This window comes from Micromonospora sp. NPDC020750 (genome assembly GCF_044334565.1).
Taxonomy (GTDB): Bacteria; Actinomycetota; Actinomycetes; order Mycobacteriales; family Micromonosporaceae; genus Micromonospora.
This window is the reverse complement of record NZ_JBIRTH010000003.1, coordinates 335,838-348,841: the sequence shown is the minus strand read 5'-3', so window position 1 is coordinate 348,841 and position 13,004 is coordinate 335,838. Positions and strand designations below refer to the sequence as shown.

Genomic DNA, 13,004 nt, shown 5'->3' with positions numbered 1-13,004 from the left:
GTCATCTTGTCACCACCGCCCATCGGCCGCGTAGTGAGGTGCCCAACGACACGTCACCGACACGTACGCTTGGCACCGGTTTCGATGACGGACACGGGGGAGACGGTCGGTGGCGCTGTTCCGACGACGCAAGCAGGCGCGCCCGGCGGGCCGCGATCGCGCCTCCGACCGCGCCGATCTCGAACACCTGGAGAACTTCGTCCGAACCCGGCGGGGCGTCGAGGCGTTCATCGAGCCACGGACCACCGTCACCGAGACCACCGTGATCCTCATCGCCGACGACGGGGAGTGGACCCGCCGCCGCGTCGACGGCCCCGACGGCGCCCGCCGTTTCGCCCACAAGCTGGCCATCCCGATCTACGACGTCCGCCTGATGGGCTACCCACAGCGCATGCGCGACTACAACGAACGCCGCAAGCGCCGCCCCCACCTCCCCTGACCCCGCAGCCCCTACGGGGGCCCTGCGGGCCCCCGTAGGGCCCCCGCGGGCCCCTCTTTCACGGAAAGAGTGGCCATTCCGCGCGGAATGGCCACTCTTTCCGTGAAAGTGCGCGTCATTTACCTGTGCGTCGGAGGTCAGCCGTTGGTGGCGACGTCCTCGACCAGGTGGATCAGGGTGCGGACCGGGACGCCGGTGCCGCCCTTGGTCCAGTAGCCGATCGGCTCGCCCGAGTGGTAGCTCGGGCCGGCGATGTCGATGTGCGCCCAGGCCACCTCGTCGGTGACGAACTCGCGCAGGAACACCCCGCCCTGGAGCATGTGACCCGCCCGGTCCATCCCGGCGTTGACCTGCGAGATGTCGGCGACGTCGGAGTCCATCCCCTTACGCACGTCGTCCGGCAGCGGCATCGGCCAGGCCGGCTCGCCGACCGCGTCGCCGGCCACCCGGACCCGCTCGCACAGCTCCGGGCTGCCCATCACCCCGGCGATCCGCTTGCCCAGCGAGATCACCTGGCCGCCGGTCAGGGTGGAGGTCTCGAACAGGTAGTCGGCGCCGTCCTCGCAGGCCCGGGCGAGGGCGTCGCCCAGGACCATCCGGCCCTCGGCGTCGGTGTTGAGCACCTCCACCTTCTTGCCGTTGTACATGGTGATCACGTCGCCCGGCCGGTAGCTCGTGCCCGACGGCATGTTCTCGGCCATCGGCAGGTACCCGGTCACCGCGACCGCCGGCTTGAGCGCGGCGATCGCCAGCATTGCCGCGCCGACCGCAGCCGCGCCACCCATGTCGGACTTCATCTCCCACATGCCCTGGGCCGGCTTGATCGAGATGCCGCCGGTGTCGAAGGTGATGCCCTTGCCGACCAGCGCCACCCGCTTGCCGGTGCCGCCGCCCTCCGGCGTGTAGGTCAGCTTGACCAGGCGCGGCGGGGCCTCGGAGCCCTGGCCGACGGCGATGATGCCGCCGTAGCCGCCGGCCGCCAGGGCCTTCTCGTCGAGCACCTCGACGCCGAGCCCGGCAGCCCGCGCGGCCTCGGCCACCACGTCGGCGAACGCCGGCGGACGCAGCATGTTCGGGGCGGTGTTCACCCAGTCCCGGGTCAGCCGGACCGCGCCGGCCACCGCCTGCGCCCGCTCGACCTCCGCCCGGGCGGTCGCGTCGCCGGCCTCCGGGACGGCGATCAGCACCTCGGCCACCGGCTCACGCCGGGCCGGCTGCGGCCGGGTCTTGTACCCGGCGAAGCGGTACGAGCCGAGCAGCGCGCCCTCGGCGACCGCGCGCAGCGCGGCGGGGGCGTCGGCGTCGTCGGGCAGCGGCAGGGTCAGCGCCACCCGGCGCGCACCGGCCAGGGCCCGGACCACCGAGCCGGCGGCCCGGCGCAGCGTCTCCGGCGCCGGGGCGGCGCCGGTCGGCTCCGCGCCGAGCCCGACGGCGGCGACGACCGGGGCGGTGATGGTGCCCAGGGTGGCCAGCTTGATCACCTCGCCCGGGGCGCCGGTCGCGCCGAGCAGCGCCAGCGTTTCGGTCAGCTTGCCGTCGAAGGCTGCGGCGATGCTCTCGGCACCGCTGGCGAGCAGCAGCGCGCCGGCCGGACCGGCGATGTCCTGCTCTCCGGTCTGGCTGTGCAGGCCGATCACGATCGCGTCGACGGCGAGCTCGGCGGGGTCGGTGTCGACCAGGCTGATGGTGGTGCTGGGCGATGTCACTGAAGCTACTCCGGGCGGGCCGGGCCGGCCGCGTCGTCGCGTACCGGCGATGAAGGTCTCCGGCGGTAACCTACCGCCGGACGATCGGGGCTGTCCCACCGAACTGCTCCGGTGGGCTCCCGCCGATGCTAACCAGCCGTTAAGGCACCGGTAAGTTGCCACCCATGACCGACGTGACCTCCGACGCCGCCGCGACCCGGCCGCGCCGTTCCCCGCTGCACGGGCGGCACACCGCCCTCGGTGCCAAGTTCGCCCTGTTCGGTGGCTGGGAGATGCCGCTGGAGTACGCCGGCGGCGGAGTGCTCAAGGAACACACGGCGGTCCGTACCGGGGTCGGGGTGTTCGACGTGTCGCACCTGGGCAAGGCCCGGGTGGTCGGGCCCGGGGCGGCGGACTTCGTCAACGCCTGCCTCAGCAACGACCTCGGCCGGATCGGCCCCGGCCAGGCGCAGTACACGCTCTGCTGCGACGACGCGACGGGCGGCGTGGTCGACGACATCATCGCCTACCTGTACGCCGAGGACCACGTCTTCCTGATCCCGAACGCCGCGAACACGGCCGAGGTGGTGCGCCGCCTGCGGGCCGCCGCGCCGCAGGGGCTGGTCGTCACCGACGAGCACGAGGCGTACGCGGTGCTCGCCGTGCAGGGGCCGCGCTCGGCGGAGCTGCTCGGCGCGCTGGGCCTGCCCACCGACCACGGCTACATGAGTTTCCGCGCCGCCACTCTGGCCGGCGCGGACCTGGTGGTGTGCCGCACCGGCTACACGGGCGAGCTGGGCTACGAGCTGGTGGTGCCGGCCGAGCACGCCGTCGCGGTCTGGGACGCGATCTTCGCCGCGGGCGAGGCGTACGAGCTGCGGGCCTGCGGGCTGGCGGCGCGGGACACCCTGCGCACCGAGATGGGGTACCCGCTGCACGGGCAGGACCTGTCGCCGGAGATCACCCCGGTGCAGGCGCGCTCGGGCTGGGCGGTCGGCTGGGACAAGCCGGCGTTCTGGGGCCGCGACGTGCTGCGCGCCGAAAAGGCCGCCGGTCCGGCGCGTACGCTGCGCGGCCTGGAGGCGGTCGACCGGGCCATCCCGCGCCCCGGCATGCCGGTGTACGCCGGCGACACGCAGGTCGGCACGGTGACCAGCGGCACCTTCTCGCCGACCCGCAAGCAGGGCATCGCCCTGGCCCTGCTCGACACGTCCGCCGCACTCGCCGACGGCGACACGGTCGAGGTCGACATCCGCGGTCGCCGCGCCCCCATGCGCCTCACCCGCCCCCCTTTCGTAACCCCCTCAGTCCGCTGACCCACCCCGCCCCGCCGGGCCCCACCTCCGACGTTCAAGGGGATGGGGTCAGGTGGGGCGGTTGTCGTCGGCGTCCAGGACCGCCTGGGTCCAGCCGCCCTCGGTCACGCCGGTACCGTCGAGTACCGCCCAGTCGACCACGTCCGCCGCCTCGATGGTCACGGGGGAGCCGATGCGGACCGTGGGATCGGTGTCGGCGTCGGTGACGCTGGCCCCGACGATCCGCTCCGGGGACTCCCACGAGGTCACCCCTGCCCAGACGTACTCGGGGCCCTCGTCGGCCGGTAGGCCGTACTTGACCACGAGCTGTGACTCGCCGGGCAGCCCACCGGCTAGGAACCGGGCCCGGATGTCGTCCAGGCCGGCCCGGGCGGTGGCGATCGCCGTGCTCATCGCGTCGCCCCGGCGGGCGTAGCGCTTGTCCGGCTGGATGCCGTTGAACAGGGTGGCGCAGGCCGCCGCGAAGTACCTTCCCGCCGGCCCCGGGTGCCCCGGCGGCGGGCGCAGGCTCAGGAACGAGTCGGCCTCCGGGTCCGTGGCCGGGTCCAGCTCCAGCCGCAGCAGCACCGGCGCGGTCGCCCCGTGCTGCTCCGGATTGCCGTACGCCACCGCGATGTCGTGCCCGGTGATCGTGGCGAGCACCGGAAGCTGCACGAACGCCGGCACCTCCTCGCCGGCCAGCCCGTCGGTCCAGTCCCGCAGCAGCCGCCGGGCCGCCCCGGTCATCACCGCGCCCCAGGCCCTGGTGAGGTGGTCGGGCACCCCCTGGGTCTGCAACTCCAGCAGCCCGAACCGGCGCAGCCCCTTGGTGGTGAACCACAGCCCGTCGGCGTCCGAGGAGTACGGCACCAGCACCCAGTCGACCAGCCGGATCCGGCCCTGGTCGTCCGGCAGCGAACGAAGCGCCGCCGCCGGGTCGAGGAACTGGAGGCCGAAGACGTCCACCACGTCGCCGCCGACGGTTTCGGCGACCGCGGCGGCCACCGCCCGGGCCGCCCACTCGTGCGCGGGCGGCCAGCCCGGCCGGTACTCCGCCTGCACCACCACCAGGTGGGTGGCCGCGGCGAGCCGGTCGAGCTGCGCCCCGGTCGCCCCGAACGCGGTGAGCAGGTCCGGCGGCAGCGCGGGGAACTCGGAGATCGGCCGGGTGTCCACGCTCATCAGCGGGCTGTCCAGCATCTGGGTGGCCAGCCCGTGCACCGGCTCGGCGAGCCGACCGGCGAGCGCCCGCACGGCGGTCTTCGCGCTGACCCTCGGCAGCCCCGCCATCGGCACCAGGTAGGTGGCGCTGAGTGACTCGGGGACCGGGACGGGCAGGAAGTCGTCGGTGATGAGCATGTGGGTCCCCCGTCTCCCCGCGCCGGCCTGTCGCCCGAACGCTACCCGGCCCGGCGGGCCCGGATCAGCGGGTCAGCACCAGACCCAGGTAGACCAGCGTGGTGACCAGCTCCACGGCGGCGCCGAGCACGTCGCCGGTGATCCCGCCGAGGCGGCGTACCACGTGGCGCAGCAGCGGGGCCGCGACGGCGACGGCGGCGAGCACGACGAGCGGCCCCTGCCACGGGCGGCCCGGCACGGCGGCGACCGCGACGACCGCGACGGCGGCCGTGCCGAGCGCCGCCGCGACCGGGCCGACGGTGCCGGCGACCAGCACGCCCAGCCCGTCCGGCCGGGCCGCCGGCACCCCGCGCCGGCAGGCCAGGGTGACCCCGAGCCGGCCGGCCGCCGTAGCCGTCACCACCGCCGCGAGCGCCGCCGGCCACGACCGGCCCGCCAGCTCCGCGAGCGCCGCCGCCTGCACCAGCAGTACGACCACCAGCGCGGCCACCCCGAACGGGCCGACGTCCGGCTTCTTCATGATCTCCAGCGCCGCCGCCCCACGCCGGTACGACCCGAGCGCGTCCACGGTGTCGGCCAGCCCGTCCAGGTGCAGCCCTCGGGTGAGCAGGGCGCCTACCGCGACCGTCACCCCCGCCGCGACCAGCGGTGCGGCGGCGACGGCGAGGAGCAGCAGAGTCCCGGCCAGCATCGCCCCGAGCAGCGCGCCGACCGCCGGGGCCAGCGCCATCGCGGCGCCCGCCGTGGCCCGGTCCACCCGGCCGGGGCGTACCGGCAGGACGGTGAACGTGGTGAGCGCGAGCCGGACGCCGTCGGCGTACCTTCGTCCGGCCGGCCCGGCGTGCCCGGTCCGGTCGTCGGGTTCAGCCGGCACGCCAGCCGGCCGGGTCCGGTTGGGCCGGCTGGTCCGGTCCGGTGCTGGCCGGTCCGGTGGTGGCGGGCCCGGCGGCGGCCGGTTCGGTGGTGGCGGGCCCGGCGGCGGCCGGTTCGGGGCCGGCCGGTTCGGTGGCGGCCGGTTCGGTGGCGGCCGGTTCGGGGCCGGTTGGTGCGGTGGCGGCCGGGCCGGGGCCGGCCGGCTCCGGCTCGCGGAAGTCGGGCTCCCCGTCGCCCGGGTCCTCCCCGCCGTCGCCATCGCGGCCGGGCTCCTCGCCGCCGGGACCGGGGCGGGCGGGATCCGGGCGGGTGGGCAGCGCGGCGGCCAGCGACAGCACCGAGCGCAGCAGCGGCAGCGCGGCCAGCGCGTTGGCGCCCTCGCCCAGGTCGAGGCGCAGGTCCAGCAGCGGGGTCAGCCCCAGCACGTCGGCGGCGAGCCGGACCGCCGGGTGACCGCCGCAGTCGGCGAGCAGGCACCAGTGCCGGGCCTGCCCGGCCAGGTCCCGGCTGACCATGCCGGCGGCCAGGCCGACCGGGCCGTCCAGCAGCACCGGGATCCGGCGGGCGGTCGCGCCGAGCAGCACGCCGGTGGCCACCGTGATGTCCCCGCCGCCCAGCTCGGCCAGCACGTCCTTGGCGTTCCGGTGGGAGCGCCGGGTCCGGTGCATCGCGTCCCGGACCGCCGCGCAGCGCCGCATCCAGGCCGCGTCGTCGATCTCGCCGTTCGCCGTCACCACCCGGCCGAGCACGGCCGGCGGCTCCGCGCCGGCGGTCGCCGCGAGCACCGCCGCCGCGGCGGCGTCGGCCCCGGCCCCGCACGACGCCAGCACCAGTAGCTGTACGCCCGCGTCGGCGGCCTCCTCGGCCAGCCGCCAGCCGTACCGCAGGGCCTTCTCCACCGTTTCGTGGTCCAGCGCCGCAACGCCCTCCATCGGCTCGGCGGCCGGCGCGTCCACCACCTGGAGGCTGGCGCCGCTCTCGGCGGCCAGCCGGGCCAGCACGCCCTGGCCGGCGCGGGCCTGCGCGGCCCGCCGGGCCGACTCGCCGGGCACGGAGCCGGCGGCGGCACCCCCGGCGTGGTCGCCGTGCAGCAGCAGCACCCGTACGGTGCCCCAGGGCGCCGGGGTGGCGGTGCCCTGGGTGGCGGCGGCGAAGCTGACCACCCGTTCCAGCACGCCCAGCCCGGCGCCGGGCACGTCCAGGGTGGCGAGCCGCTCCGCCGCCTGCGGCCCGGCGTACTCGTCGGGCAGGGGCAGTTCCATGCCGGCCTGGATGACCAGGCCCGTGGCGACCACCGGCAGCGCCATGGTGGGCGCCGACCAGGGCGCGCCGACCGGCTCCGGCGGGATGGTCGGGGTGAGCACGTCCGGCAGCGTGGCCTCCCGCTCGCCGTCGTCGGGCCGGGCGGCGGCCGGTTCCGAACGCGCGGACGCGTCTCCGGTCCACGTCACCGGCGCGCCCGGCGCGCCCTGCCCGGCCTGCGTGCCCTGCCCCTGCCCGGACTGCGCCGGGACGGTGGCGGTGGAGCGCGGGACGGCGGAGGGCTTCAACCAGCACGCCTGGCCGGCGACCACCAGGACCACCGCGTCGCACGCGTCGGCGACGGCCCGGTTGGCCGCCCCGAGGGCATCGGTGAACGCCCGGCCCAGCGGGGTGGTGGGCACCAGCGACAGCCCCACCTCGGGGCTGACCAGGACCACCCGTGCCGGGCAGCCGCGGAGCGCCGCAGCCAGCTCGGCGATGGTCGCCGTGTCGTCCGCCGGCTGGTGGGCCGGGTCGAGCAACACCGTCACCCAGCCGCCGAGGTCGTCGACGAGCAGCGTGTCGTTCGGCCCGGCCGAGGAGACGACGTCGGCCAGCCGACGCGGGTCGTCGGCGGTCTCCTCGGTGGTCCAGCTCCCCGGACGGCGGCTCCGGTGCGCCTCCAGCCGGGCCGCCCACTCGGCGTCCTCCGGATCGCCGGACGCCGACGTCGCCACGTAACGCACCGTGGGCGCGTCGGCCACCAGCGACTCCGCGAACTCGGACTTGCCGGAGCGGATACCGCCGAGCACCAGGACCGTGTTCCACCCGTCAACGGACATGTCCGTACCTTAAAGCCGCCGGACGCCGCGCCGCCCGCCGGCCCGGCTCACCCGCAGTGCTCGAAGGGGCTGCCGTAGCCGACCCCGCCGATCGCGCCGCCCCACCGCACGCAGGTCCGGTCCGCGTCCGCCCGGACGGGCCCGGCGTAGTAGGCGAAGGAACCGCTGTCGGTGCTGCGGGCCTTCCCCTTCACCTCCAGGTACGCCGACACGGCCGACTTGACGCCGACGGCGGTGTCCTTGAGCGTCACCACGCAGTTCCGGCCGGTCGACGCCTGGTAGAGCAGGAACACCCGGCCCCGCCGCACCTGGTCGGAGCCGGTGAGGGTGGCCGTGTCGATCACCTGGTACCCGCTGCCGCAGGCCTGCGCCGCGGTGTACGGGTTCGGCTTCGGCGGGGCCGGCCGGCCGGATCCTCCCGGGTGGGTGCCGAGCTGGCTTCTCCCGCCGTCCCGGCCGGGGCGGAAGCGGGCTGGGCGGGGCCGGGAGCGGGCTGGGCGGGGCCGGGATGGGCGAGGACGGGATGGGCCGGGGCGGGGCCGGGATGGGTCGGGGCGGGGACGGGCCGGGCCGGGGCGGGGACCGCCCAGGGCGGGCGGGCCGAGACCGGGAAGCGGGTCAGGGTCGCCTCGCGGGCCTGTTCCGCCGCGTCCGCCAGTTCCGCCGCGCTGGCGTACCGGTCGGCCGGGCGTTTCGCCACCGCCCGTGCGACCAGCTCGACCACCGCTGCCGGGGTGTCCGGCGGCAGCGGATCCGGCTCGTCCTGGGCGTGCCGCAGCGCCACCTGCAACGGGTTCTCGCCGTCGAACGGCGGCCTGCCGGCCAGGCAGTAGTAGGCGACCGCACCGAGGGCGTAGACGTCGGAGGACGCCGACACCGGCTGCCCGGTGGCCTGCTCCGGGGACATGTACGACGCGGTACCGAGCACCACGTGCGCGGCGGTGATGCCGGCCGTGCTCCCGGACAGGGCGATGCCGAAGTCGACCAGCACCACCGTGCCGTCCCGCTTGACCAGCAGGTTTCCCGGCTTGACGTCGCGGTGCACGATCCCGCCGGTGTGCGCGGCGTGCAGCGCCCCCGCCGCCTGTGCCACCACCGACATGGTCGACGCCGGGTCCAGCCGCCCGGCGCGGCGCAGCCAGACCACCAGTGACTCGCCGTCGACGTACTCCATCACCAGGTAGCTCACCCGGCTGCCGTCGTCGAGGACGGCCTGCCCGACGTCGTGCACGGCGACGATGCCGGGGTGCCGCAGCGCGGCCATCATCCGGGCCTCGGCCTGGAACCGGGTGGTGAACTCCGGATCGTCGCCCAGCGACGGCAGCAACACCTTGACCGCCACCTCGCGGTCGAGCAGCGTGTCGATGCCCCGCCAGACGGCCCCCATGCCCCCGGTCGCGACGCGCTCGTCGAGCCGGTACCGGCCGTTGAGCACCACCCCCTGTGTCAACACCGCGTCACCGTACCGGCGGCGCCGACCACGGTCACCTATTGCCCGCCGGGGCCGGTCGCGCCCCCTGGGCGGAGCGTCGGGCCGTCCGGCGCCGCGGCCGACTACGCTTGCGGGGTTCGTCACAGGGGACTTCAGCGGCGAGGGGAGACGCGGCATGGCGTGGAGCTGGCGGTACGAGGGCGCGAACGGCGAGTCGACCGAGGGGCCGACGGAGACGTTCGGGAGCCAGGCGGACGCCGAGTCGTGGATCGGCCAGGCCTGGCGGGAGCTCGCGGCGTCCGGCGTCACCTCGGTCGTGCTCGTCGAGGACGACCGGGTCGACTACCGGATGAGCCTGCAGCCCCCGGCCGAGTGATGGTGTCGGACCGCCCGGGCGGCGGCGAGCCGCTCGTGCTCGGCGTGCCCCGGGCGGCGTTCCGGCCCAGCCCGGTGTTCCTGGCGTTGGTCGCGCTGTTCGTGACCAGCGCCGTGCTGACCTGGAACCGGATCGGCAACGTCCGGTTCGACGTGTTCCTGCTCGTCGTCTCGGGCTGGCTGGTGTCGCTCTGCCTGCACGAGTACGCCCACGCGGTGATCGCCTACCGGGCCGGGGACCGCAGCGTCGCGCACCGGGGTTACCTGACGCTCAACCCGTTCAAGTACACCCACCCCCTGCTGTCGATCGTGCTGCCGGTGGTGGTGGTGCTGCTCGGCGGGATCGGCCTGCCCGGCGGCGCGGTGTGGGTGGACCGGCACGCCATCCCGGGGCGGCTACGGCACACCCTGGTCAGCCTCGCCGGGCCGGCCACCAACGTGCTGTTCACCCTGCTGCTGGTGGCCGTGCTGCGGATCGGGTTCGGCGGGGGTGGGCCGGTGGAGTTCTGGGCCGGGCTGGCGCTGCTGGCGTTCCTCCAGCTCACCGCCAGCGTGCTGAACCTGCTGCCCGTGCCCGGCCTGGACGGCGGCAACATGATCCAGCCGTGGCTGAACCCCCAGTGGCGGCGGATGTACGACCTGTTCGCCCCGTACGGGTTCATCCTGCTCTTCGCGCTGCTGTGGAACCCGCGCATCGGCGGCTGGTTCTTCGACGCGGTCTTCGCCGTGGCGAACCTGCTCGGCCTGCCCCCGTGGCTCTACGCCACCGGCCTGGAGCTGATCCGCTTCTGGCGCGGCTGATCAGAGAGGGCTCGGCTGATCGAGGGCTGGGCGCGGCTGATCCGGGTCCGGCCGGCGCACCCGCGTCGGCCGGACCCGAGGGTCACGGCCGCTGGGGCGGGGACTGGGTCTTCGCCGGGTCGCGTTCGACGATCGGGTCGAAGATGTCGTCGATCGCCTTCAGCAGGCCCTCGTCCAGCTTCACGCCGGCCGCCTTGACGTTGTCGCGCACCTGCTCCGGCCGGGACGCGCCGATGATCGCCGAGGAGACGTTCGGGTTCTGCAGCACCCAGGCGACGGCGAGCTGCGGCATGGTCAGCCCGGCCTGCTCGGCCAGCGGCTTGAGCTGCTGCACCCGGGTCAGCACGTCGTCGGTGAGGAACTTGGCGATGAAGTTCGCCCCGGACTTCTCGTCGGTGGCTCGGGAGCCGGCCGGCGGCGGCTGGCCCGGCAGGTACTTTCCGGAGAGCGCGCCCTGGGCCATCGGCGACCAGACGATCTGCCCGAGGCCCAGCTCCTCGCTGGTCGGGACGACCTCGGTCTCGATGACCCGCCACAGGATCGAGTACTGCGGCTGGTTGGAGACCAGCGGGACGCGCAGCTCGCGGGCGAGCCGGTGGGCCTCGCGGATCTCCGACGCCCGCCACTCGGAGACGCCGATGTAGTGCGCCTTGCCGGAGTGCACGACGTCGGCGAAGGCCTCCATCGTCTCCTCCAGCGGCGTGCTGTGGTCGTACCGGTGGGCCTGGTAGAGGTCCACGTAGTCGGTCTGCAACCGGCGCAGCGAGCCGTTGATCGACTCCATGATGTGCTTGCGGGACAGGCCGCGGTCGTTGCGACCCGGGCCGGTCGGCCAGTAGACCTTGGTGAAGATCTCCAGACCCTCGCGGCGCTCGCCCTTGAGGGCCCGTCCGAGCACCTCTTCGGCCTTCGTGCCGGCGTACACGTCGGCGGTGTCGAAGGTGGTGATGCCCGTCTCCAGCGCGGCCCGGACGCAGGCGGTCGCCGCGTCCTCCTCGACCTGCGAGCCGTGGGTGATCCAGTTGCCGTACGAGATTTCGCTGACCAGCAGGCCCGAGCGGCCCAGGTGTCGGAATTCCATTCCCAGACCCTAGCCCTGATCGATCACAGCAACCCGCCGACAGACCCGCCGCCGACGCGCGTCACAGCAACGGCGTGGTGTCGGCCAGGAGCCGGTCGATCTGCTCCACCACCCGGTCCCGGCTCGGGTGCACCGGGTCGAGCAACGGCTCGCCCCGCCGGTCGAGCGCGCCCCAGCGGCCGGCGCCGTCGCCGACCAGGAACGCGACCGGGTGCACGACCAGCGCGGGGTGCGTCGGCGCCACGACCATCCGGCCGGTCCGGTCCACCACCCCGCGTCGGCCGTTCAGCTCCACCACGGCCAGGCCCTCGTCGGTGAAGCCGTCGACGTAGCGTCCGTCGGCGAGCGCCGTGGTGAGGCTGTGGTACCGGGTCGGCACGACCACCGCGCCGGCCCGGTCGACGGCTCCCCAGCCGCCGTCGGCCCGGACCGCCGCCACGCCGCGCCGGAACGGGCGTACGTCGTCGAAGCCCGGCGGGATCACCACGATGTTGGACGGGTCGATCGCCATCCAGTCGCCGGTGCCGTCCATCGAGACCCAGGCCAGGCCGTCGGAGAACGAGCTGACCGCGCGGTAGCCGTTGTTCGCCTCGATCAGGGTGTGGCCGGCCTCGTCGATCAGCGCCCAGCGGGCGCCCTCCGGGCGGCGTACCCAGGCCATCCCCTCCCGGAACGGCTGCACCTCGGCGTGGTCGGTGCCGACGACCAGGTTGCCGTCGGCGTCGGCGTACCCCCACCGGTCCAGGTCCTCGTCGTACGTGGGCACCGGCGGCCGGCCGGTGTGCAGGATCTCGTCCCGGCTGCGCGGGTACGGGCCGAAGCCGTCCCGGCCGGCCCGCTCGGCGACGGCGTCGAGGGCCACCCGGGTCCGGCCGGTCAGCTCGGCGTCGGCCGCCCGGTGCAGGTCCAACGCCCGCTCGAAGTGGTGACACGCCTCGATCAACCGGCCCTGGTCGTAGCTGCTCCGCCCGGCGTGCTCGTGCAGGGCCGCGCGCAGCCGGTCGGGCAGCTCGGTCGAGTTGGCCTCGGCGAACAGCCGGTCGGCCTCGGCGAACTCGCCCCGCCAGCGCAGCACGTGGGCCAGCCGGGCCCGCGCCAGCGCGGTCCGCCGCAACTCGCCGGTGGTCTCGGCGTAGGTCAGGGCGAGCCGGGCGTCGTCGAGCGCGTCGTCGAGGTCGCCGAGGATCCGGGACGCGACGGCCCGCAGGCTGAGCAGCCGGGCCCGGGACCGGTTGTCCAGGGCGACGGCCAGCTTGGCGGTCAGCCCGTCCCGTACCGCACGCAACCGCCCCGGGTCGTCGGTCTCCTCCCGCAGGGTCTCCGGGTGCAGGCGCCACCGCAACGCCGCGAGCGCCCGCTCCGGGTCGGCGACACCGGCCGCCCCGTCGGCCGGGGCAACGCCCCGCCGGTCCTGCCCAACCCGCACGTCCACTGCGGGGACGGACCACGACCCGGCGGGCGACACCGGCCGCCCGGGCGGCCCGGACACGGGGTAGGCCGGCACTCCTGACACGGGGTAGGCCGGCACTCCTGACACGGGGTAGGCCGGCACTCCTGACACGGGGTAGGCCGGCACTCCT

Annotated in this window: 11 protein-coding genes and 1 pseudogene; 4 read left to right on the top strand and 8 right to left on the bottom strand. The window is 75.2% G+C overall.

Annotation, left to right across the window (positions count from 1 at the left end):
• Positions 1 to 109: 109 nt before the first annotated feature.
• Positions 110 to 439, top strand: a complete 330-nt coding sequence (locus ACH4T9_RS11785; protein ID WP_396671030.1) for a hypothetical protein — start codon at positions 110 to 112, stop codon at positions 437 to 439.
• A gap of 137 nt (positions 440 to 576) precedes the next feature.
• Here the strand turns inward: ACH4T9_RS11785 and ACH4T9_RS11780 are convergent, their stop codons facing one another.
• Positions 577 to 2,145: a leucyl aminopeptidase gene (locus tag ACH4T9_RS11780; protein ID WP_396671029.1), complete on the bottom strand. Its 1,569-nt coding sequence runs from the start codon at positions 2,143 to 2,145 to the stop codon at positions 577 to 579.
• A 164-nt stretch (positions 2,146 to 2,309) separates the two neighbouring features.
• Between ACH4T9_RS11780 and gcvT the strand changes: the two genes are divergently transcribed.
• On the top strand, positions 2,310 to 3,440 hold the full coding sequence (gene gcvT, locus ACH4T9_RS11775; RefSeq protein WP_396671028.1) for a glycine cleavage system aminomethyltransferase GcvT: 1,131 nt from the start codon (positions 2,310 to 2,312) through the stop codon (positions 3,438 to 3,440).
• A gap of 48 nt (positions 3,441 to 3,488) precedes the next feature.
• Here gcvT and ACH4T9_RS11770 read toward each other — a convergent pair whose 3' ends face one another.
• The 5 genes from ACH4T9_RS11770 to ACH4T9_RS11750 form a co-directional block, all read right to left on the bottom strand.
• On the bottom strand, positions 3,489 to 4,778 hold the full coding sequence (locus ACH4T9_RS11770) for a DUF2314 domain-containing protein (RefSeq protein ID WP_396671027.1): 1,290 nt from the start codon (positions 4,776 to 4,778) through the stop codon (positions 3,489 to 3,491).
• 64 nt (positions 4,779 to 4,842) lie between these two features.
• Complete coding sequence (locus ACH4T9_RS11765; protein WP_396671026.1) at positions 4,843 to 5,652, bottom strand: adenosylcobinamide-GDP ribazoletransferase; 810 nt, start codon at positions 5,650 to 5,652, stop codon at positions 4,843 to 4,845.
• Positions 5,642 to 7,735 carry a bifunctional adenosylcobinamide kinase/adenosylcobinamide-phosphate guanylyltransferase gene (locus ACH4T9_RS11760; RefSeq protein WP_396671025.1) on the bottom strand — a complete coding sequence of 698 codons (2,094 nt, stop codon included), beginning with the start codon at positions 7,733 to 7,735 and terminating at the stop codon, positions 5,642 to 5,644. The genes ACH4T9_RS11765 and ACH4T9_RS11760 overlap by 11 nt, the downstream gene beginning before the upstream one ends.
• Before the next feature lie 47 nt (positions 7,736 to 7,782).
• Complete coding sequence (locus ACH4T9_RS11755; RefSeq protein ID WP_396671024.1) at positions 7,783 to 8,079, bottom strand: hypothetical protein; 297 nt, start codon at positions 8,077 to 8,079, stop codon at positions 7,783 to 7,785.
• Positions 8,076 to 9,188, bottom strand: coding sequence for a serine/threonine-protein kinase (locus tag ACH4T9_RS11750; protein ID WP_396671023.1), 1,113 nt, complete (start codon positions 9,186 to 9,188; stop codon positions 8,076 to 8,078). Before ACH4T9_RS11750 ends, ACH4T9_RS11755 begins: the two co-directional genes overlap by 4 nt.
• Positions 9,189 to 9,342: 154 nt before the next feature.
• On the opposite strand from ACH4T9_RS11750, the gene ACH4T9_RS11745 reads away from it, so the two are divergent.
• Both ACH4T9_RS11745 and ACH4T9_RS11740 read left to right on the top strand, forming a co-directional pair.
• Complete coding sequence (locus ACH4T9_RS11745) at positions 9,343 to 9,543, top strand: hypothetical protein (protein ID WP_396671022.1); 201 nt, start codon at positions 9,343 to 9,345, stop codon at positions 9,541 to 9,543.
• Entirely contained in the window at positions 9,543 to 10,343 is an 801-nt protein-coding gene (locus ACH4T9_RS11740) for a site-2 protease family protein (RefSeq protein WP_396671021.1), read from the top strand. The genes ACH4T9_RS11745 and ACH4T9_RS11740 overlap by 1 nt, the downstream gene beginning before the upstream one ends.
• An 82-nt stretch (positions 10,344 to 10,425) precedes the next feature.
• On the opposite strand, the gene ACH4T9_RS11735 is transcribed toward ACH4T9_RS11740, so the two are convergent.
• Together ACH4T9_RS11735 and ACH4T9_RS11730 are read right to left on the bottom strand one after the other, a co-directional pair.
• Positions 10,426 to 11,424: an aldo/keto reductase family protein gene (locus tag ACH4T9_RS11735; protein WP_396671020.1), complete on the bottom strand. Its 999-nt coding sequence runs from the start codon at positions 11,422 to 11,424 to the stop codon at positions 10,426 to 10,428.
• A 61-nt stretch (positions 11,425 to 11,485) separates the two neighbouring features.
• Positions 11,486 to 12,835: pseudogene (locus ACH4T9_RS11730) on the bottom strand (WG repeat-containing protein); the annotation flags it as partial.
• Between the last annotated feature and the right edge of the window lie 169 nt (positions 12,836 to 13,004).

Bases quoted from the DNA above. Each gene is read 5' to 3' on its own strand.
- gcvT (WP_396671028.1), top strand. From the start codon at position 2,310: ATGACCGACGTGACCTCCGACGCCGCCGCGACCCGGCCGCGCCGTTCC.
- ACH4T9_RS11770 (WP_396671027.1), bottom strand. From the start codon at position 4,778: ATGCTCATCACCGACGACTTCCTGCCCGTCCCGGTCCCCGAGTCACTC.
- ACH4T9_RS11760 (WP_396671025.1), bottom strand. From the start codon at position 7,735: ATGTCCGTTGACGGGTGGAACACGGTCCTGGTGCTCGGCGGTATCCGC.
- ACH4T9_RS11745 (WP_396671022.1), top strand. From the start codon at position 9,343: ATGGCGTGGAGCTGGCGGTACGAGGGCGCGAACGGCGAGTCGACCGAG.
- ACH4T9_RS11740 (WP_396671021.1), top strand. From the start codon at position 9,543: ATGGTGTCGGACCGCCCGGGCGGCGGCGAGCCGCTCGTGCTCGGCGTG.
- ACH4T9_RS11735 (WP_396671020.1), bottom strand. From the start codon at position 11,424: ATGGAATTCCGACACCTGGGCCGCTCGGGCCTGCTGGTCAGCGAAATC.